General features: G+C 58.6%; 11 protein-coding genes. 8 read left to right on the top strand and 3 right to left on the bottom strand.

Translation table 11 applies throughout. From position 1 onward, the window contains the following. Positions 1–324: 324 nt before the first annotated feature. Both PSH79_RS20750 and PSH79_RS20745 read right to left on the bottom strand, forming a co-directional pair. Positions 325–1,575, bottom strand: a complete 1,251-nt coding sequence (locus PSH79_RS20750) for a ribonucleotide-diphosphate reductase subunit beta (protein ID WP_095191667.1) — start codon at positions 1,573–1,575, stop codon at positions 325–327. A 553-nt stretch (positions 1,576–2,128) separates the two neighbouring features. After that, on the bottom strand, positions 2,129–2,389 hold the full coding sequence (locus tag PSH79_RS20745) for a DUF2790 domain-containing protein (RefSeq protein WP_093430405.1): 261 nt from the start codon (positions 2,387–2,389) through the stop codon (positions 2,129–2,131). Between the two features lie 451 nt (positions 2,390–2,840). Between PSH79_RS20745 and acs the strand changes: the two genes are divergently transcribed. From acs to argR, 7 genes are all read left to right on the top strand, one after another. Then, positions 2,841–4,796 carry an acetate--CoA ligase gene (gene acs, locus PSH79_RS20740; RefSeq protein WP_123467028.1) on the top strand — a complete coding sequence of 652 codons (1,956 nt, stop codon included), beginning with the start codon at positions 2,841–2,843 and terminating at the stop codon, positions 4,794–4,796. 811 nt (positions 4,797–5,607) lie between these two features. Further along, the gene (locus tag PSH79_RS20735; protein ID WP_305439329.1) at positions 5,608–6,381 is read left to right on the top strand and encodes an ABC transporter substrate-binding protein; all 774 of its coding nucleotides are present in this window, start codon (positions 5,608–5,610) and stop codon (positions 6,379–6,381) included. A gap of 91 nt (positions 6,382–6,472) precedes the next feature. Continuing rightward, positions 6,473–7,162, top strand: coding sequence for an ABC transporter permease (locus PSH79_RS20730; protein WP_007912702.1), 690 nt, complete (start codon positions 6,473–6,475; stop codon positions 7,160–7,162). Then, entirely contained in the window at positions 7,159–7,857 is a 699-nt protein-coding gene (locus PSH79_RS20725) for an ABC transporter permease (RefSeq protein ID WP_305439326.1), read from the top strand. Before PSH79_RS20730 ends, PSH79_RS20725 begins: the two co-directional genes overlap by 4 nt. A 1-nt stretch (position 7,858) precedes the next feature. Further along, positions 7,859–8,971 (top strand): M14 family metallopeptidase, encoded by a 1,113-nt coding sequence (locus PSH79_RS20720; protein ID WP_305439324.1) that lies wholly within the window; start codon positions 7,859–7,861, stop codon positions 8,969–8,971. A gap of 27 nt (positions 8,972–8,998) precedes the next feature. Beyond that, positions 8,999–9,763: an ABC transporter ATP-binding protein gene (locus PSH79_RS20715; RefSeq protein WP_003227281.1), complete on the top strand. Its 765-nt coding sequence runs from the start codon at positions 8,999–9,001 to the stop codon at positions 9,761–9,763. Between the two features lie 254 nt (positions 9,764–10,017). Beyond that, positions 10,018–10,998: a transcriptional regulator ArgR gene (gene argR, locus PSH79_RS20710; protein WP_103304065.1), complete on the top strand. Its 981-nt coding sequence runs from the start codon at positions 10,018–10,020 to the stop codon at positions 10,996–10,998. A gap of 3 nt (positions 10,999–11,001) precedes the next feature. Here argR and PSH79_RS20705 read toward each other — a convergent pair whose 3' ends face one another. Next, the gene (locus PSH79_RS20705; protein ID WP_305439323.1) at positions 11,002–18,801 is read right to left on the bottom strand and encodes a dermonecrotic toxin domain-containing protein; all 7,800 of its coding nucleotides are present in this window, start codon (positions 18,799–18,801) and stop codon (positions 11,002–11,004) included. A 305-nt stretch (positions 18,802–19,106) separates the two neighbouring features. Between PSH79_RS20705 and PSH79_RS20700 the strand changes: the two genes are divergently transcribed. After that, the gene (locus PSH79_RS20700) at positions 19,107–20,327 is read left to right on the top strand and encodes an aspartate aminotransferase family protein (RefSeq protein WP_201228159.1); all 1,221 of its coding nucleotides are present in this window, start codon (positions 19,107–19,109) and stop codon (positions 20,325–20,327) included. The last annotated feature ends 157 nt before the right edge of the window (positions 20,328–20,484 follow it).

The following is a 20,484-nucleotide window of genomic DNA, read 5'->3' as shown; positions in this document are numbered from 1 at the left end:
ACGCCAGTGCTTGAAACTCATACAGAAAACAGCTCTGTATCCTGGCGGTGCCACCGGATAATCGTTCATGACGAATTCTCCGACGTGAGGCCGTTGTAACCGTCCGAAAGATGTCTATAATCACGTCGCGCATTTTCCCAATGCTTCGTGATCTGAGTTCTTCCAGTCACGGCCCGCACCCTCGGGCTTCTGTTCAATGGTGCGGTCAAGACCCGCAGCAATCGTTGGCGCGATTGCTGCGGGTTTCTTGTTTCTGCCTTCTGAATAACAGCCTTTTGATATTTTTATGGCCCTGCTGCAATTGGAGCAGCAGGGCCATATCAATCAATCCCAGCTCAACGCCCCACCAGTCTGATACTCAATAACCCGCGTCTCAAAGAAATTCTTCTCTTTCTTCAAGTCCATAATCTCGCTCATCCATGGGAACGGGTTAGTCGTCCCTGGATATTCCTCTTTCAAACCAATCTGCGACAAACGACGGTTAGCGATGAACTTCAGGTAGTCCTCCATCATCGCCGCGTTCATGCCCAGTACGCCGCGAGGCATGGTGTCACGCGCGTATTCGATCTCCAGCTGCGTACCCTGCAGAATCATCTGGGTCGCTTCTTCCTTCATTTCGGCATCCCACAGGTGTGGGTTTTCGATTTTGATCTGGTTGATCACGTCGATGCCGAAGTTCAGGTGCATGGATTCGTCGCGCAGGATGTATTGGAACTGCTCGGCGACGCCGGTCATTTTGTTGCGGCGGCCCATGGAGAGGATCTGGGTGAAGCCGCAGTAGAAGAAGATGCCTTCCAGAACGCAGTAGTAGGCGATCAGGTTGCGCAGCAACTCTTTGTCGGTTTCGACGGTGCCGGTTTCGAACTTCGGATCGGAGATCGAGCGGGTGTATTTCAGGCCCCAGGTGGCTTTTTTCGCGACCGATGGGATCTCGTGGTACATGTTGAAGATCTCGCCTTCATCCATGGCCAGCGATTCGATGCAGTACTGGTAGGCGTGGGTGTGGATCGCCTCTTCGAAGGCCTGGCGCAGGATGTACTGGCGGCATTCCGGGTTGGTGATCAGGCGATACACGGCCAGCACCAGGTTGTTGGCAACCAGGGAGTCGGCGGTGGAGAAGAAGCCGAGGTTGCGCATGACGATGCGGCGCTCGTCGTCGGTCAAGCCTTCCGGGTTTTTCCAGAGGGCGATGTCGGCGGTCATGTTGACTTCTTGCGGCATCCAGTGGTTTGCGCAACCGTCCAGGTACTTCTGCCAGGCCCAGTCGTACTTGAATGGCACGAGTTGGTTGAGGTCGGCGCGGCAGTTGATCATGCGCTTTTCGTCAACGGCGACACGGGCGGAGGCGCCTTCGAGTTCGGCGAGGCCTTCGGCGACGTCGAGGGAGTTCAGTGCAGCCTTGGCGCGGGCCACGGCGGCCGAGTCGTCGGCGGTGACGGCGCGGGCTTCCAGCGCTGCGGCGCCGCCAGCGTTGTCGAGGCGGTCCATGTTGGCTTCAGTAGCGTGGCCGGCGTTGGCGCCTTTCACTGCTGCTACTTCACTGTCTTCTTTGTCGAATTCGTCCCAGCTCAGCATGACGTGTCGTCTCCTGCGTGAGGGCCTGTCGCCCCGTGTGAAACCTGATTGGTTGGTTTTTCACACGGTCGTACAGACCGCGTTGGATCTTAAGGAATCGTTTTTTGCAGCAGCTAAGGCAGGCAATAAAACAGAATTTTGTACGGGGTTCCGAGAGCCTCTGACGGGCGCAGCTCGCGTTGAACGCTGCTGCGGGGCTTCAGATGGGCTGTTCATCCCTGTAAGGGAATATTGCTGTCCCGATTAGGGCGGCATTATAGGGAAAAAAAACGGGCTGTGCTGAGGCGAATCCGCGCATGGAGCGGTCGGGGAGGGTGGTTTTTCAGTGAGAGCGTGGGTTTACAGGGCTTTGCCGGGGAAAGATTTTTTTTCGCAGAAATTTCGTATTTGTGGATTTGCTCAAAAAATGAACAAAAAATCGGCTTTTTCACTACATCTAGTGTTTTGCAAGCATTTTTGACGGTTCCAGACACAACTGAGCCCGACCGAAGTCGGGCTGGAATCGACCCTCATTGATGCGCTGAGAGATCCAATTCGGTGCAGTCTGAACTCATCAATTGGTGCAGCCGTTACCCATGATGCTGTAACGCAGGATGTGACGCTGGCCTTTGGAGTCGTCGTATTCCATTTTTGCCGGAACCACTTCGCAGACATTCGGAACTTCGCTCATCGAAACAACTTTGGCGATGTCCAGGTGTGTGGAGTAAGTGTATTCCTCAACAACCGGTTGTTGCTGTGCGACATCAGTCGGAACCTCATCTGCCATGGCGGTTGCGCACAGACTGCTGAGGGCCAGAACCAATAAAGCTTTCATTTCAAAGTTACCTTTTTGAGGTCGAGTGGGGTCACGCAACCTTTTTGGGGTTGCGTGTGGAACTTCATTGCTTTTTTTCGTTACTTGGAGAGCTGGATTAACGGCCTTCGTGGGGGCTGTAACGTTGTTAATCGCTTTGCCTTGTCGGCGAGGTGAATTTTAAGGAGATGGGGTGGGGGTAAACAGAGCGGGTTTTGATAAACACCTTTGGCAGATTTGGTAACAATCCCCGAAAGCCACCGCGATTCCCGTGTAGGAGCTGCCGAAGGCTGCGATCTTTTGACGTTGCCTTTCAGGAGCAAGATCAAAAGATCGCAGCCTTCGGCAGCTCCTACAGGTGGTGTGCAGGGCAATAGCTGGGCTTGTTACTACCATCGTCGAATGGTTCTATGGGGCCGCTCCGGCTACAACGGGGTCATACAAAAACAACTATTACACCGAGGTAGGAAAGATGAGTGCGGCTTCTCTGTATCCCGTTCGTCCCGAGGTTCTGGCTAACACGCTGACTGATGAGGCGACCTACAAAGCCATGTACCAGCAGTCGGTCGTCAACCCTGACGGCTTCTGGCGCGAGCAAGCCAAGCGTCTTGACTGGATCAAGCCTTTCACCACGGTGAAACAGACTTCTTTCGACGATCACCATGTCGACATCAAGTGGTTTGCCGATGGCACCTTGAACGTTTCCTACAATTGCCTCGACCGCCATCTGGCCGAGCGCGGCGATCAAGTCGCGATCATCTGGGAAGGCGATGATCCTTCCGAAAGCCGCAACATCACCTACCGCGAACTGCACGAGCAAGTGTGCAAACTCGCCAACGCCCTGCGTGGTCAGGACGTACACCGCGGCGACGTGGTGACCATTTATATGCCGATGATCCCCGAAGCCGTGGTCGCCATGCTGGCCTGCACCCGGATCGGCGCGATTCACTCGGTGGTGTTCGGCGGCTTCTCGCCGGAAGCCCTGGCCGGTCGCATCATCGACTGCAAATCGAAAGTGGTGATTACCGCTGACGAAGGCATTCGTGCCGGCAAGAAGATTCCCCTGAAGGCCAACGTCGACGACGCGCTGACCAATCCGGAAACCAGCAGCATCCAGAAAGTCATCGTGTGCAAGCGCACCGGTGGCGACATCAAGTGGAACCAGCATCGCGACATCTGGTACGAAGACCTGATGAAAGTGGCGGGCACTGTCTGCGCGCCAAAAGAGATGGGCGCTGAAGAAGCGCTGTTCATCCTTTATACCTCCGGCTCCACCGGCAAGCCGAAGGGCGTGCAGCACACCACGGGCGGTTATCTGCTTTATGCGGCGATGACCCACGAGCGCGTGTTCGACTACCGCCCGGGTGAAATCTACTGGTGCACCGCCGACGTCGGCTGGGTCACCGGCCACAGTTATATCGTCTACGGCCCGCTGGCCAATGGCGCGACCACGTTGCTGTTCGAAGGCGTGCCGAACTATCCGGACATCACCCGGGTGGCGAAGATCGTCGACAAGCACAAGGTCAACATCCTCTACACCGCACCGACCGCGATCCGCGCGATGATGGCTTCCGGCACCGCCGCTGTTGAAGGCGCCGATGGCAGCAGCCTGCGTCTGCTCGGTTCGGTGGGTGAGCCGATCAATCCGGAAGCCTGGGACTGGTACTACAAGAATGTCGGCAAGTCTCGTTGCCCGATCGTTGATACCTGGTGGCAGACCGAGACCGGCGGCAACATGATGAGCCCATTGCCGGGTGCGCATGCGCTGAAGCCGGGTTCGGCGGCGCGGCCGTTCTTCGGTGTGGTGCCGGCGCTGGTCGACAACCTCGGTAACATTATTGAGGGCGAGGCCGAGGGCAATCTGGTGATTCTCGACTCGTGGCCAGGTCAGGCGCGCACGCTGTATGGCGACCATGACCGTTTCGTCGACACCTACTTCAAGACGTTCCGTGGCATGTACTTCACCGGTGACGGTGCGCGTCGTGACGCCGATGGTTACTACTGGATCACCGGGCGTGTGGATGACGTGCTTAACGTCTCCGGCCACCGCATGGGCACGGCCGAGATCGAAAGCGCGATGGTCGCGCATCCGAAAGTCGCTGAAGCAGCGGTGGTCGGTGTGCCGCACGACATCAAGGGGCAGGGCATTTATGTCTATGTCACGCTGAAGAATGGCGAGGAGCCGAGCGAGCAGTTGCGTCTGGAGCTGAAGAACTGGGTGCGTAAGGAGATCGGGCCGATTGCTTCGCCGGACGTGATCCAGTGGGCGCCGGGGCTGCCGAAGACCCGGTCGGGCAAGATCATGCGCCGGATTCTGCGCAAGATTGCCACGGCTGAATATGACGGGCTGGGCGATATTTCGACCCTGGCGGATCCGGGTGTGGTGCAGCATTTGATTGATACGCACAAGACCATGAATGTGGCTTAAGCATTCGGTCTGATGCATCGAAAGCCTCGTCCGGTGTTTGCCGGGCGGGGCTTTTTTGTGTCTACAGGTTTTGTAGTGGTCGGACTGGCCTCATCGCTGGCAAGCCAGCTCCCACAGGTTTTTAGTGTGTCGGAGGTTTGAGTTTCAACGCAGATTCGGGTTGATAGGGCTGGCCTCATCGCGAGCAGGCTCACTCCTACAGTTGATAGCGTTTCTTCAGGTGGAACGCGGTCAACTGTAGGAGTGAGCCTGCTCGCGATAGCAATTTGTCAGACGAAGGTGTAGTCCACTGTCGGAACTCAAACCCCACCCAACCAATAATTATCGATTTCCCGCGTAAGACATTTTCCGCTGTTACCCACCCTCATCCCCGTAACCGAATGTGTAACCGCCCGCGCCAAACCGAGGCAAAGGGAAACGCATTGCCCCGTTTTAGAGCCTCAAAACACCTCGTGAAAAATAAGACACAACGCTGCGCTTGCCGGATTAGAAGGGTTTGCGAATAATAGGCCCGCAATTTGCAGCATAGATCGGTTCACAATCTTTCGCTCTTGCATGAATTTGCAAGGCTGTCAATGCGCTCAAGTCGCTTTCTCTGTGCATCTGTAATTAGTTGTCGCATTGAAGAAATATCGGCTTCGGGCCTGTCGTTAGAATGCCGATCACTGGCTCATCGTGGCTGACGTTGAAACCTCTGACGGTTTCAATGGGAAATTTCCCACCGATGCAGCAACCGATTTCCGATTCACCATTCGCATATTGGGCTGTTGCTCACTCTGCCGTTTTTGCCCTTTACCGATGGAGTCCCAAGATGAAGAAACTTGTGCTGCTTGGCGCCCTGGCACTGTCCGTGCTGTCGCTGAATTCCTTCGCTGATGAAAAACCTCTGAAGATCGGTATCGAAGCGGCTTACCCTCCGTTCGCATCGAAAGCACCGGATGGCAGCATCGTTGGTTTCGACTACGACATCGGCAACGCGCTGTGCGAGCAGATGCAGGTTAAGTGTGTGTGGGTCGAGCAAGAGTTCGACGGTCTGATCCCGGCACTGAAAGTGCGCAAGATCGACGCGATCCTGTCGTCCATGTCGATCACTGAAGATCGCAAGAAGTCCGTGGACTTCACCAACAAGTACTACAACACCCCGGCTCGTCTGGTCATGAAGGCCGGTACTCAGGTCAGCGAAGGTCTGGCTGAGCTCAAGGGCAAGAACATCGGCGTGCAACGTGGTTCGATCCACGAGCGTTTCGCCCGCGAAGTCCTGGCTCCGCTGGGTGCCGAGATCAAGCCATACGGTTCGCAGAACGAAATCTACCTCGACGTGGCCGCCGGTCGCCTCGACGGCACCGTGGCTGACGCGACCTTGCTGCAAGACGGTTTCCTCAATACCGACGCTGGCAAAGGCTTTGCCTTCGCAGGCCCGGCGTTCACCGACGTCAAATACTTCGGCGACGGCGTAGGTATCGCCGTGCGCAAGGGCGACGCTGTGAAAGACAAGATCAACGCTGCCATCGCGGCCATCCGCGAAAACGGCAAATACAAGGCAATCCAGGACAAGTACTTCGCCTTCGATATCTACGGCAAGTAAGACGTCTCTGCGACAAGTCCGAAATGGCGCAAGCAACAGAATCTCTGCGGTTTGCGCCATTTTTTCATCCCAACTTTCGAGGACCTGAATCATGTTGAAAGGCTACGGGGCTGTCATCCTCGATGGCGCATGGCTGACGCTTCAGCTCGCCTTGTCGTCCATGGCTCTGGCCATCGTTCTCGGGCTGATCGGTGTCGCGCTGCGCCTGTCGCCGGTGCGCTGGCTGGCCTGGCTGGGCGATCTGTATTCCACGGTGATCCGCGGGATTCCCGATCTGGTGCTGATCCTGCTGATCTTCTACGGCGGCCAGGACTTGCTCAACCGCGTGGCACCGATGCTCGGCTATGACGACTACATCGACCTGAACCCGTTGGCCGCCGGTATCGGCACCCTCGGTTTCATCTTCGGTGCGTACCTGTCGGAAACCTTCCGGGGCGCGTTCATGGCGATCCCCAAAGGTCAGGCCGAAGCCGGCATGGCGTACGGCATGAGCAGTTTTCAGGTGTTCTTCCGGGTGATGGTGCCGCAGATGATTCGCCTGGCGATTCCCGGCTTCACCAACAACTGGCTGGTACTGACCAAGGCCACCGCGCTGATTTCCGTGGTCGGTCTGCAAGACATGATGTTCAAGGCCAAGCAGGCGGCAGACGCCACCCGCGAACCTTTTACCTTCTTCCTCGCAGTGGCGGCGATGTACCTGGTGATCACCAGCGTTTCGTTGCTGATCCTGCGTCAACTTGAGAAGCGCTACTCGGTAGGCGTAAGGGCGGCTGATCTATGATCTTCGACTACAACGTCATTTGGGAGGCTCTGCCGCTGTACTTCGGCGGCCTGGTGACCACCCTCAAATTGCTCGCGCTGTCGTTGTTTTTCGGTCTGTTGGCGGCGCTGCCGCTGGGCCTGATGCGCGTCTCGAAGAACCCGATCGTCAACGGCGCCGCGTGGCTCTACACCTACGTGATTCGCGGCACACCGATGCTGGTTCAACTGTTCCTGATCTACTACGGTCTGGCGCAGTTCGAAGCCGTACGTGAAAGCTTCCTCTGGCCGTGGCTGTCCAGCGCAACGTTCTGTGCGTGCCTGGCCTTCGCAGTCAACACCAGCGCTTACACCGCAGAAATCATCGCCGGCAGCCTCAAGGCCACGCCGAACGGTGAAATCGAAGCGGCCAAGGCCATGGGCATGTCGCGCTTCAAGCTGTACAAGCGCATCCTGCTGCCGTCTGCCCTGCGCCGGGCGCTGCCGCAGTACAGCAACGAAGTGATCATGATGCTGCAGACCACCAGTCTGGCGTCCATCGTGACCCTGATCGACATCACCGGCGCGGCGCGTACTGTCAACGCGCAGTATTACCTGCCGTTCGAGGCGTACATCACCGCCGGCGTGTTCTATCTGTGCCTGACCTTCATTCTGGTCAAGCTGTTCAAGCTGGCCGAGCGTCGCTGGTTGAGCTACCTCGCGCCGCGGAAGCACTGATATGGAACGCATCGACCACGTTTTGCCGTGGAGCCACTTAGGTAGCGAGCGCAAGATTTCGGTCTTCCGTTTCGGACAAGGCGAGCGCAAGGCCTACATTCAGGCCAGCCTGCACGCTGACGAATTGCCCGGCATGCGCACCGCCTGGGAGCTGAAAAAACGCCTCGGCGAACTGGAAGCCAAAGGCCTGCTCAACGGCGTGATCGAGCTGGTGCCGGTGGCAAATCCGTTGGGGCTTGGGCAATTGCTGCAAGGCAATTTCCAGGGTCGTTTCGAGGCGGGCAGCGGCAAGAATTTCAACCGTGATTTCGTTGAACTGAGCGCACCCGTTGCGGCGGCGCTCGCCGACAGCCTCGGTGATGATCCGCACGCCAACATTCGGCTGATCCGTCAGGCGATGGCTGATCACCTGGCCGCATTGCCGCCAGCGAGCAGCCAGTTGCAAGGCATGCAGCGCGTGTTGCTCAGCCATGCCTGCACCGCCGATGTGGTGCTCGACTTGCACTGCGACGCCGAAGCCGCGCTGCACATGTATGCGCTGCCGCAGCATTGGCCGCAGTGGCGTTCGCTGGCCGCGCATCTGAATGTGAAGGTCGGTTTGCTGGCGGAAGATTCCGGCGGCAGCTCTTTTGATGAAGCGTGCTCGCTGCCGTGGCTGCGTCTGTCGCGTCAGTTCCCGGATGCACAGATTCCGCTGGCGTGTCTGGCGACGACCATTGAGCTGGGCGGTCAGGCCGACACTGGCCGCGCCGAGGCCGAGGCGTATGCTGAAGGCATTCTGGCGTTCCTCGCCGAGCAGGGCCTGATCACTGGCGAGTGGCCGAACCCGGCGCACGAACCGTGCGAAGGCATGCCGTTCGAGGGCACTGAGTTGTTGCTTGCACCGCACCCTGGCGTGGTGAGTTTTCTGCGTCAACCTGGCGAGTGGGTTGAAGCCGGTGACGAGATTTTTGAAGTGATCGACCCTGTGTCCGATCGGGTCAGCACGGTATGTGCTGGTACGTCCGGGGTGCTGTTTGCCATTGAACGGCTGCGCTATGCCCAACCCGGTTTCTGGCTGGCCAAGGTGGCGGGGCGCGAAGCGCTGCGTCACGGGCGCTTGCTCAACGACTGACTGACTGTTTTTGTGAGAACCGACCGCATGTACAAACTTGAAGTCCAAGACCTGCATAAACGCTATGGCAGTCACGAAGTGCTCAAGGGTGTTTCCCTGAAAGCGGCAGCCGGCGATGTGATCAGCATCATCGGCTCCAGTGGCTCCGGCAAAAGTACTTTCCTGCGCTGCATCAACCTGCTCGAGCAGCCGCACGCGGGCAAGATCCTGCTCAACAACGAAGAGCTGAAACTGGTCGCCAACAAGGACGGTGCACTGAAAGCCGCTGATCCGAAGCAGCTGCAACGCATGCGTTCGCGTCTGTCGATGGTGTTCCAGCACTTCAACCTGTGGTCGCACATGACCGCGCTGGAAAACATCATGGAAGCGCCGGTCCACGTACTGGGCGTGTCCAAGGCCGAAGCCCGCGAAAAAGCCGAGCACTACCTGAACAAGGTTGGTGTGGCCCATCGTAAGGATGCGTTCCCGGGGCACATGTCCGGCGGCGAACAGCAGCGTGTGGCGATTGCCCGTGCGCTGGCGATGGAGCCGGAAGTGATGCTGTTCGACGAACCGACGTCGGCCCTCGATCCGGAACTGGTGGGCGACGTGCTCAAGGTGATGCAGGCGCTGGCTCAGGAAGGTCGCACCATGGTCGTGGTGACCCACGAAATGGGCTTTGCCCGTGAAGTGTCGAACCAGTTGGTGTTCCTGCACAAAGGTGTTGTTGAAGAGAGCGGCAACCCGCGCGAAGTGCTGGTTAATCCGCAATCGGAGCGTCTGCAACAGTTCCTGTCGGGTAGCCTCAAGTAAACGGGTCTGCCGCTTTGCACTGAAATAGTGCATGCTCCGCCGTCCCGGATCCCCTGTAGGAGCTGCCGAAGGCTGCGATCTTTTGATGTTGGTTTTTAAGATCAAAAGATCGCAGCCTTCGGCAGCTCCTACAGGGGATGTGTGAAAAGCCAGCTCCCACATTTGATCTTTGTTGGTTTCAGGATTTACGTTCATTTTCGGGCTAGCATTGGCCCTTGCCTTCATCACCGTTCCTCGTTTCGGATTGCCCGCCCATGACTGCCCATCGAATTGGTTTCCTGATTTGGCCCAGCACTAAAGCGTTGACGCTGGCGCTGGCGGAGGAGGCCTTGCGTGTTGCTCAGCGGGTGCACCCGGATGTGGTTTACGAACTGTCGTTCTTGCAGGCTGAGCCGCCCGTCGAAGGCGCGTGGCAACTGCCCGGCGAGCCGTGGGCCGGCAAGCTGGAAAACTTCCAGAAACTGTTCCTGCTCGCCGATGAGCCGCCAACCGCGTTGGCCTCGCCACTGAGCAGTGCGCTCAAGCAACTGGTGCGTGCCGGATGCGTGATCGGTGGTTTGTCGGCCGGCGTGTATCCGTTGGCGCAGTTGGGTTTGCTCGACGGTTATCGCGCTGCAGTGCACTGGCGCTGGCAGGACGATTTCGCCGAACGCTTCCCGAAAGTCATCGCCACCAGTCATCTGTTCGATTGGGATCGCGATCGCCTGACCGCGTGCGGCGGCATGTCGGTACTCGACTTGTTGTTGGCGGTGCTGGCCCGTGATCACGGTGCGGAACTGGCCGGTGCAGTGTCGGAAGAGTTGGTGGTCGAGCGCATCCGCGAGGGCGGCGAGCGTCAGCGTATTCCGTTGCAGAACCGTCTCGGTTCCAGCCATCCGAAGCTCACCCAAGCGGTGTTGCTGATGGAAGCCAACATCGAAGAACCGCTGACCACCGACGAAATCGCCCAGCACGTGTGCGTATCCCGTCGCCAGTTGGAGCGGATCTTCAAGCAATACCTCAACCGTGTGCCGAGCCAGTACTATCTGGAACTGCGCCTGAACAAGGCCCGGCAGATGTTGATGCAAACGAGCAAGTCGATCATCCAGATCGGCCTGTCGTGCGGTTTCTCCTCGGGGCCGCATTTCTCCAGCGCCTACCGCAACTTCTTCGGTGCCACGCCGCGGGAAGATCGCAACCAGCGGCGCAGCAGTAGTCCGTTCGAATTGTCGTCGGTGCCGCCTGAGCGCGGCTAGTCGCTAGTCGATGATCAGGTCACTGGAACTGCCCGAAGAGTCGGTGTTCGGCCTGGCTGTCCCACTTTCAAACGACTCGTCATTGAAATCCTCGACATCCCGATGCGATTTTTGTGCGAGTTCCAGTCTGGCGGTCCTTCTGCTGACGTAGTCAGCGAGGGTTTGCTGGCTGGTCGGCGATAGCGGATTGCCGCTGAAGTCGAACTCCGTGGTCCCCGCCTTCATGATCTCCAAGGGCAACTCGACAATGGCGTTGTTGGCCAGATCGGCATGCGCAAGGTGAGTGTGACTGAACAAACCGGGTGGAATTTCCGTGAGTCCCGTGTTGCTCAGATCCAGTGCGCCCAGCGCCGTCATCTGAGTGAGGTCGGGGGTGCGCCCCAGCTTATTGTTCCTGAGGACGAGGCGACCTAGTTTGCTCATGTTGGCTAATGCGTGGGCAGAGTGTTCAGTGAGCGTGATGTGACAGTCCGTCAGGTTGAGCCTGATCAGGCTTTGCATGGTGTATGCCGATTCGGGAATGTCGCCAAGGTGATAACCCTCGATATCAAGTGTCCTCAGGTTGGGGAACACCTCGAGAAATCGACCGATGCGGGTGGGCGTGAAGCTGCTGCCCGTCAGGCTCACTGCTTGTATGTGGCTGAAGTCAGCCGATAGCGTTGGCAGCTCCCCTGTGATCGGCAGGTTTGAAGTAAAACGGATTTCGCTCTGACCCTGCGTGACAATCCGTCGCCAGCAATACTCCACACTTAACTTGAATTGTTCCCTGCGCTGTTGTTCCTGACGCAGGCTGTCGCTGTTCAGGGGGACACCGCTCTCGGGATCGGCTGGCTTGGCTTTCGTCCAGGCATCGAGATCCCTGATCAGGTTCGCCAGTTCGGTCTGCCGGCGCATCAGTTCAAGGTGGCCGTCGGCCAGCGTGCCGGGCAGGCGGTAGACGATATCGTCCAGTTGCGCATCGGTCAGATGCGGGTACAACTCACGGGCCAGTTGACTGTCTTCCAGGCCGACGGACACTCCAAAATCAATCCCCAGCGCTTGACGATGGATTTTTATCCGTTCGCGCGTGGCGGGCAGTAGGGGGTTCTGACTCAGATCAAAGCCATCGCTGGCAGCGGCGGGCAGTTGAAAAAGAGCCTCCGGCAACACACTGATGTGATTTTCATGGAGTACCGCCGTTTCCAGTTCAGGCAACTCAAGCAGGCTGGGTGGAATCTGGTCGATCCCGGTTTTGGACAGATCAATGAAGGTCAGTGCGCGCAGGGCTGAAACATCTGGTGCGCTGCCCAGCGGGTTGTCGTACATATCCAGCATCGCCAGGCGGGATAACGACGACAAGGCGGTTTGTCCCGATTCATCAAGCGCAATGTCGCAGGAACTGAGGACCAGGGTTTTGAGTTTGGGCATGCGAGATACGGTCTGGGGGAATCGACCCAGGGCAAACTGGCGCATTTCCAGAGCCTCCACCCCGGTAAAGCAATTCAGAAAACCCTCGACGTCTGACAACGTCGGGTTGCCCTGCAAGGTCAATTGGGTGACGTGACTGAAATCGGCATCCAGCGTCGGCAGTTCACCGATCACCCGCAGATTGGCGTCGAAAGCGTTGAGCCTGAGTTCCGTTTTGCTGTTTTGTCTGGCGCGCCAGAAATGCTCCAGTTTTTCACTGAACGCTCGGCGCTCGAACCGCTGCGCCGCTCTGTCAACGGCGTCCAGGTTCAAACCTGTCGGTCCGGCGGGGGCACGCTCGGACCATTCGGCGAGGTCGCTGATCATCTGCGTGATTTCTGCCTCCCATCGCGCCAGTTGTGCGCTGCCATCTGCCAGTGTTCCCGGCAACTCATAAATCACATGGGTGACATCTTCAATTTCCAGATCAGGGAACAGTGCCTGTGCCTTGATGGTGTCGGCCAGATCGGGGAGTACGCCGAAGTCATAACCAATGGCCGCGTAGTGCGCTTTGATTCGGTTGCGGGTGGCGAGGGACAGAGGGTTTTGTGCCAGATCAATACCATCAGCCAGATCGATATCCATCGAGAAAAACAACTCGGGCAGATCCGTGATCGCATTGTCGTTGAGCAGCGCGTTTCGCAGGTTCGGATGAGTGGCCAGGCCATTGGGCACGTTGGCGATACCGGTGCTGGTCAGACGTATGTCGTTGAGCATCGGCAGCCCCGCCAGGTCAGGAATCTCGACCAGTGTGTTATGACTCAGGTCCAGATGCTCAAGCTTGTTCAGCGATTGCAGCAGGGTCTGCCCTTCGGCCGTGAAGGTGATACCGCACCTGGTCAGCGTCAATTCCTTGAGTTGTGCCAGGCGCGCCAGACTGGCTGGCATTTGTCCCATGGCGAAGTTGCGCATTTCGAGGACTTGCAACTGGGGGAACAGTTCGATGAAGGAGGCGATGTCAGTCACCGCGGCAGTGCCCATGAGGCTCAGATTTGAGACATGGCTGAAGTCCGCGGTCAGCCGTGGCATGGCCCCCGTAAAGGCCAGATTGGCACTGAAATGATCCTCGCGCATGCTGGAGGTGCTTGATCGGCTCTGCCAAAAACGTTGAAGCCGTTGTGAGAATTCCGAGCGAGCCGTGTAGTTGTTGTACATCTCGGCGGCGTCGAACGCTGCGCCGGTCACAGGATCCTGCCGGGGTACCTGAAGCGCCCATGTGCGTAGATCCTGTTCTAGCCTGTTCAGCTCCACTTGCCAGAGGTGGAGCTGAATCCGGCTGTCTACCAGGGTTCCGGGCATGTCATAGATCACTTCACTGGCTTCAACGGTGTCCAGGCTCGGGAACAGCCACTGCGCCAGAGTAATATCCGCAGGATCTGCCAGCACGTCGAAATCATGCCCGGTTCTACGGTAGTAGTTCTTTATCCGGTTACGGGCGGCTGGCGAGAGACCGTGATTGTCGGCCAGGTCAATCCCGTCGCTGCGCTCGGCCGGCAAGTCGAACAGGGCGTCGGGCAGTTCGATGATGTTGTTTCCACTGAACAGTGCTGTTCCCAGGTTGGGGGTGTCGGCGATTCCGGGTGGGAGTTCGATGAGGCCGGTTTCCGAGAGGTCCAGGTGCCTGAGGGAGGGCAGCAGATTCAGATCAAAGAAGGATCCGAGCGGATTACCGCTCAACTCGAGTGTCTCCAACTGTGACATGGCGCATAGCGCCGCCTGATTCTCCGGGGTTAACACAACTCCGCAATTTTTGAGCCGCAGCGTGACCAGTTGTCGCTTGTTGATGGATGACAGGGTGGCCGGTTCCAGGTCAAAGAAATTCAGCTCCAGATGCGTCAGGTTCGGCAGGCGTTGCAGGAACGGCAGCAGGGCCGAGATGTTTTTGTTGCCATCGAGCGCCAACACGCCAACGTGACTGAAGTCTGCGTCGAGTACCGGCATGTCGCCGATGAATTCGAGACTTGCTTCCAGACGGCTGTTACGCGGGCTCGGGGATAACGGGCTTCTTTCGCGCCAGAACTGTTCGAGCTTGAGGCTGAAGCCCTGCCGGGCGAGGCGCTCGCTGACCCGCTCATTTGTTGTCAATGCCACGCCGCTTTCGGGGTGGCGTTCAGGCACGTCGTTGGTCCATTGCGCAAGGTCGTTCTGCATACGATTCAGTTCAGTTTCCCAGCGGGCGAGTTGCGCTCGACCGTCCGCCAGCGTGCCCGGCAGTTGGTAAAGCAATTCGGCTGCTCGACCGGCATCGAGGCCGGGAAACAGGTTCATTGCCCGGGTCAGATCAGCTCGCTCGGGCAAGATGCCGAACAATTTTTGGGTGCGCTGGAAGTAAATTTTCACCCGCTCCCGAGTGATCGGTGACAGTGGGTTGTTGGCAAAACTGAATCCATCGCTCAGCGCAGGCGCGAGATCGAAAAACGCCTCGGGAATGTCGGCGATCTGATTGCCTTCGAACCTTCCGGTGATCAGTCGCGGGTGGTCGAGCAGAGCCCTTGGCGGCGCTGTGATGCCGGTATAGTCGAGATTGATGTAGCGTAACGCTGGCAGGGTGTGAACATCGGGCGCGGTGCCGAGACGGTTGCCTTGCAAGTCCAGGAGAATCAGTTCGGTCAAGGGTGAAAACAATGATCGACTGTCGGCAGGCAGCATCACGGCGCAGTCGCGCGCGGTCAGATTTCGCAGTCGCGACATCGAGCCAATGGCGGGCGGCAAGTTGCGCAAATTGAGGTTTTGCATGTCCAGATACATCAGGCGGGGGAATTGCTGCAAGAAACCATCGACGGCACCGGTGCGCGCGCTGCCATTGATGGTCAGCAGGACGACATGGCTGAAGTCGGCGCTCAATACAGGCAAGTCGCCGATGATCGGTTCCCTGATCTGCAGCAAGTAACCGGCAGAACTGCGTAGTTCCCGGCGCCAGCAGCGCTCCATATCCATCCTCAGTCTTTCCCGGCTTTGCCTGGCCGCCCGCAGTTCGATTTCCGTCAAGGGAAGTCCGGTGAGGGGGTTGTTCAAGGGCACCCGGCTTTCCCAAAGACGCAGGTCGTCGCGCAGTTGGCTGAGTTCACTCCGCAGGCGGGCCAGTTCGTTCCTGATGGCGACCGGATCCTGGTTGAATCTGATGGCGAAGTCCTCGGCATCCTGAGCGGTGAAGCCGCGATAGATCACCTGAACGGGGTCGAGGGGGGGCGGTTCGATGAAGCCGCCGGGTGGCGCAGATGCGTCAGGCACCCCGAATGTCGGCTGGCGACCGCCGCGTCCCACCAGGCGCAACGTGTCTACGGCCGGGGGCCTGACCGGTGGCAGCGATACCGCCACGCGCAGCTCGCTACGCGCCAGAGGTCGGGCGCGGATCGCCTGTTTCAATTGTTCTGTCTGGCCAATCTGAATGTTCAGGGCCTGGCGTTCGGTATCCGGCAGGGCACACAGAATGCTGGAATATATATCGGCGGGTGCATGCAATTCCTGGCCACGCTCATCAAACGGCTGATAACGGCCACCGGGTTGCCGAACCAACACCTTTTGCGCCGCCGCATCGACGCGCCCGGTGCTGTCGAGCACCCTGCCTTCGTAGGTACTCTCGCGAATTTCCAGGCGCACGTCGCCGCTCCAGCCGGGCACGCGCTTGAGACTGTGCAGGACCAGCGTGTCGGTATCCGGATTGTTCACCGAGTCCAGCTCCAGCCCTTCGAAAGCACGTGTAACGCGAACTTCCTCGCTGGCCATCTGCATGAGCTCCTGTTGTCGCTGCGGCAGTTGTCCTTCGCTGATTTGCACGAGCTCGTCACCGCTGGCGTTGTTGAGCAGCTCCTGGCTGACGCGGGTGGGCAGTGCCGGTTCATGCTGCGCGAGAGTGCTGATCAGTGGATCGTCAGGTTGCTCGCTGGCCTGATAGCGGGATTCGAACATCGCATGGCGTTGTTGTTTGGCCCGCTGCAGCAACTGCTTGCGCAAATTGCCCGCGCGCTCATCGAGAGAAAGGCTGGGCCCGCCGAACGTTTCACCGAGCACTGTTTTGGCGGCCTGTTCGTCCAGGCTGTCGAGCAAGGTCTTGAGCACATCTTGCTCGATCAGGTTGTCCTGACGAATGTCCGTAACGGGCAAGCTTTCATCGGCCGAAGATTGCCAGACGACTTCGCCTTGCGAGTCCACCCAGCGCAGTCGTTTGTCGGCCGGCCAGCGGTCGAGTTCTGCGAGTAATTGCAGCTGTGTCAGCGGATCGGCGTTCTGATAATGCTCGGGCAGTTCGCTGCCCAGTTGCTCGATGAAGAGTTGCAGATCCTGATCGATCTTGAACCGCGTGATGCTGTCGGCCAGCAGTGGCGGCACTGATGCCTGTTCGACATGCATCATGCGCAGCCCCTCTTCGGTGTAACCGCTGACCTGCAGAATCCGCGCGCGACGCGTGGGCAAAAACGATTCCATCGAATGGCCGATGCGACGCAGCGCCGTGTCGCTGCTCCATGTCAGCGGTTGCTCGAGTTCGGTGTGCCAGGCGCCATCGCCATTGTGGCGCACGATCGGTCGATAGGCGTCGGGACGGGTGGGGTGTTCGATGCGGTATTGTCCGGGGATGTGGCTTTCGCTGACGGCGTAGTGGCCTTGTTCAAGGGGCAGCAGCAGTTTTCCATCATGCTCGCGCAGGCCGAGTCGGGACGGTTGGGTGTTTTCAGGTGGCAGGGATGTTTGCTGATAACGGGTCAGATCCGGTTCCCAATAGCGGGTTTGACCATTGGCCATCTGCACGGGGAGGTAGCGATCAATGAAGGCCACGATCTCTCGCGGCAAGACGTTGCGAAACTCGCCGACGGCAATGGCGCCACCGGCGGCAAACGCGCCCAACTGGATCAAGGATTCCACGGTGCCGACCAGATGCTGCAACGCCTGTTCGGCCTGACCTAGCGCCCAGTCGACGACGCCTTCGAAAACCTCGTCGAGAAACTGGTAAGCCACGTACGCCATCATCATTTCGCCCATCACTGGCACGAACGGCGCGATGATGAAGGCAGCGGTCTGCACAATGGTCGAGGCGATACTGACGAACGAATCCCACAGCGCCCAGCGCACTTTTGAATCGACCGTGGCATTCGCGACGGCAATGGCTTGGGCGTCATTGAGGATCTTGTTCAGTTTGCCTTGATAAAGGTGCTCCCATAATTGGCCGTTGATCGGCGTGGCCGCCAGTTGCAGGTCCGGTTTGTCGAGCGGTTCATCGCGCCATGGCGCCTGCGAACTGCCTGCCTGTGGCTTGTGCCATTTCACCCGACTCAGGCGAGCGTTCAGGCTGGAGAAGAAAAAGCCGCGCTGTTGATGGTTGACGAAACGACTGAAGAATTTCTGGTAGTCGCGCGAGCGCAATTGCCGGGTCAGTTCGACTTCCAGCGCTGCTGCTGAGGCGTACTCCTTGATCGGGTGTTCCGGGTCGTCCGGCACCCAGGCCACCACCCGCGCCACCGCTCGCGGTTCATTTGCCGACGGGGCGAACACAACGATGTCGGTAAGAGGCGCGTCCATCAACGTCAGGCTGTTACATCGCAGGGCCTGGCCCTTGATTCGCAGGTGCGGTATGCCTTCGGCCAGTCCCGTGATCGTACGAAAATAGCCTTCGCTGATATCGCCGCTCATCCGGGCAAACTGCAAGGCAGCCTTGAGCGCAGCCTGTTGGCTTTTGTCGATCTTCAGGCGCAGCGCTGCGGCTTTGGTTTCATCGGTGAAGCCCAGATGGTCTTCCAGCCAGGTTTTGTACTGTGCGCCGATATCCAGTGTTCTGCAGAGCCGGGTGAATGCGCCGATGCTCAGCGTTTGCTTGAGCGCAGGCAGGGTGTTGAACTGGCCGGTCGCCGTGGGTTTGGTGACGAAGGTGGATGCGCTTTCATAGGCATCGTCTCGGGTTTCCTTCTCCTCGAAGTTATGCAGCGCAGCGTCCAGTAGCGAAACCGTCCAGGTGCGGGCGCCAGTCTTGATTGAAAACCCCGGCGTGGTGACCGGAACGTAGAGGTGCAGGAACGTGGCTCTGACGTCCAGATCCAGATCGAACTCTTTTTTCAGGGCGGCTTTGAGCAATGGCTCGGCGAAGGTGCTGGCATCCTGGAAATGTTCCAGCGCTTGGTCGACATCGTTTTGTGCCGTCCAGTGCGCGGCATTGAGCGCCTTCAGCGCCTGGTGCTGGGCGACCGGTACCGCCTGCAACTTGAGCGGCAGCCTTGGTTGAGTGGTCTTGAGGGCGTTGCGCCTGGTCGCCGAAGCGTTGCCCAGCCAATCGGGCATGCTGGCTTTGAGGTGCAGGTAGTGAACGTCGGGCTGCTGTGAATCGACGTTGTGACTGGTGGCGGTATGCTGCTCGTCGGTCGGATACATCGGGCCAATCCTTGGCGTTTGGAAAGTGCCAAGCAAATCAGAGCAATGCGTCTTCGGTGCGGTACATATTTATACCGGTGAGAAGGTCTTGAATTGATATCCTTGCCGCCCTGCCGCAAATCGGCAGCGCCGGTTTAAACTGCGCCTTTGCGACGCTATATGTCGCATTGCCGTAAACCCGGGAAAATCCGGGGTTTGCGCTATAAGAAGTTGTCGCTTGGCGACAAGGCCGGGCTGAAAACTGTCCTTACAATCCTCACCAAGCTCGCCAGTTTCAGGCGGGTGCTTCTCATCAGGAGACTCCGATGTCCGTTGAGCACGCTGCGGTACAACGCGCCGATTTCGACCAGGTAATGGTTCCCAACTACGCGCCTGCCGCTTTCATTCCGGTGCGTGGCGCCGGTTCCCGCGTCTGGGATCAGGCCGGCCGCGAGCTGATCGACTTCGCCGGCGGCATCGCCGTCAACGTATTGGGCCACGCGCATCCGGCGCTGGTCGGTGCCTTGACCGAGCAAGCGAACAAGCTGTGGCACGTTTCCAACGTGTTCACCAACGAGCCAGCCCTGCGCCTTGCGCACAAGCTGATCGACGCAACCTTCGCCGAGCGCGTGTTCTTCTGCAACTCCGGCGCCGAAGCCAACGAGGCCGCGTTCAAGCTGGCCCGTCGCGTGGCGTTCGACCGTTTCGGCAGCGAGAAGTACGAAATCATCGCCGCGCTGAACAGCTTCCACGGCCGTACCCTGTTCACCGTTAACGTCGGTGGTCAGTCGAAGTACTCCGACGGTTTCGGCCCGAAAATTACCGGTATCACCCATGTCCCTTACAACGACCTGGCGGCGCTGAAAGCCGCGGTTTCCGACAAGACCTGCGCGGTCGTGCTGGAACCGATCCAGGGCGAAGGCGGCGTACTGCCGGCCGAACTGGCTTACCTGCAAGGTGCCCGTGAACTGTGCGACGCGAACAACGCGCTGCTGGTGTTCGACGAAGTGCAGACCGGCATGGGCCGCAGCGGCAAGCTGTTCGCCTACCAGCATTACGGCGTGACCCCGGACATCCTCACCAGCGCCAAGAGCCTGGGCGGCGGTTTCCCGATCGCGGCGATGCTGACCACCGAAGCGCTGGCCAAACATCTGGTCGTCGGCACCCACGGCACCACCTACGGCGGCAATCCGCTGGCGTGCGCAGTGGCTGAAGCAGTAATCGACGTGATCAACACGCCAGAAGTGCTGAACGGCGTGAATGCCAAACACGACAAGTTCAAGACCCGTCTTGAGCAGATCGGCGAGAAGTACGGCCTGTTTACTCAAGTGCGTGGCCTTGGTCTTCTGATCGGTTGCGTACTGAGCGATGCCTGGAAGGGCAAGGCCAAGGACATCTTCAACGCCGCTGAAAAAGAAGGCCTGATGATTCTGCAAGCCGGCCCGGACGTAATCCGTTTCGCCCCGAGCCTGGTGGTGGAAGACGCCGACATCGATGCCGGCCTGGACCGCTTCGAGCGCGCTGCTGCAAAACTGACCCAAGCTTGATAGACCTTTCGATGCCCGAACCTCTCGGGCGTCGATCAAAATTTTAATGCCGGACCCGATCAACTGTAGGCGTGAGCCTGCTCGCGATTGCGGTATGTCAGTCGACTCATTGGTTTCTGACAGACCGCAATCGCGAGCAGGCTCACTCCTACAAGGT

Source organism: Pseudomonas sp. FP2196 (genome assembly GCF_030687715.1).
Classification (GTDB): Bacteria; Pseudomonadota; Gammaproteobacteria; order Pseudomonadales; family Pseudomonadaceae; genus Aquipseudomonas.
This window is presented reverse-complemented; position numbering and strand designations above follow the sequence as displayed.

What these genes read in the sequence shown, in the direction of transcription:
- PSH79_RS20750 (WP_095191667.1), bottom strand. Translation starts at nt 1,575, where the DNA reads ATGCTGAGCTGGGACGAATTCGACAAAGAAGACAGTGAAGTAGCAGCA.
- PSH79_RS20745 (WP_093430405.1), bottom strand. Translation starts at nt 2,389, where the DNA reads ATGAAAGCTTTATTGGTTCTGGCCCTCAGCAGTCTGTGCGCAACCGCC.
- acs (WP_123467028.1), top strand. Translation starts at nt 2,841, where the DNA reads ATGAGTGCGGCTTCTCTGTATCCCGTTCGTCCCGAGGTTCTGGCTAAC.
- PSH79_RS20735 (WP_305439329.1), top strand. Translation starts at nt 5,608, where the DNA reads ATGAAGAAACTTGTGCTGCTTGGCGCCCTGGCACTGTCCGTGCTGTCG.
- PSH79_RS20730 (WP_007912702.1), top strand. Translation starts at nt 6,473, where the DNA reads ATGTTGAAAGGCTACGGGGCTGTCATCCTCGATGGCGCATGGCTGACG.
- PSH79_RS20725 (WP_305439326.1), top strand. Translation starts at nt 7,159, where the DNA reads ATGATCTTCGACTACAACGTCATTTGGGAGGCTCTGCCGCTGTACTTC.
- PSH79_RS20720 (WP_305439324.1), top strand. Translation starts at nt 7,859, where the DNA reads ATGGAACGCATCGACCACGTTTTGCCGTGGAGCCACTTAGGTAGCGAG.
- PSH79_RS20715 (WP_003227281.1), top strand. Translation starts at nt 8,999, where the DNA reads ATGTACAAACTTGAAGTCCAAGACCTGCATAAACGCTATGGCAGTCAC.
- argR (WP_103304065.1), top strand. Translation starts at nt 10,018, where the DNA reads ATGACTGCCCATCGAATTGGTTTCCTGATTTGGCCCAGCACTAAAGCG.
- PSH79_RS20705 (WP_305439323.1), bottom strand. Translation starts at nt 18,801, where the DNA reads ATGTATCCGACCGACGAGCAGCATACCGCCACCAGTCACAACGTCGAT.
- PSH79_RS20700 (WP_201228159.1), top strand. Translation starts at nt 19,107, where the DNA reads ATGTCCGTTGAGCACGCTGCGGTACAACGCGCCGATTTCGACCAGGTA.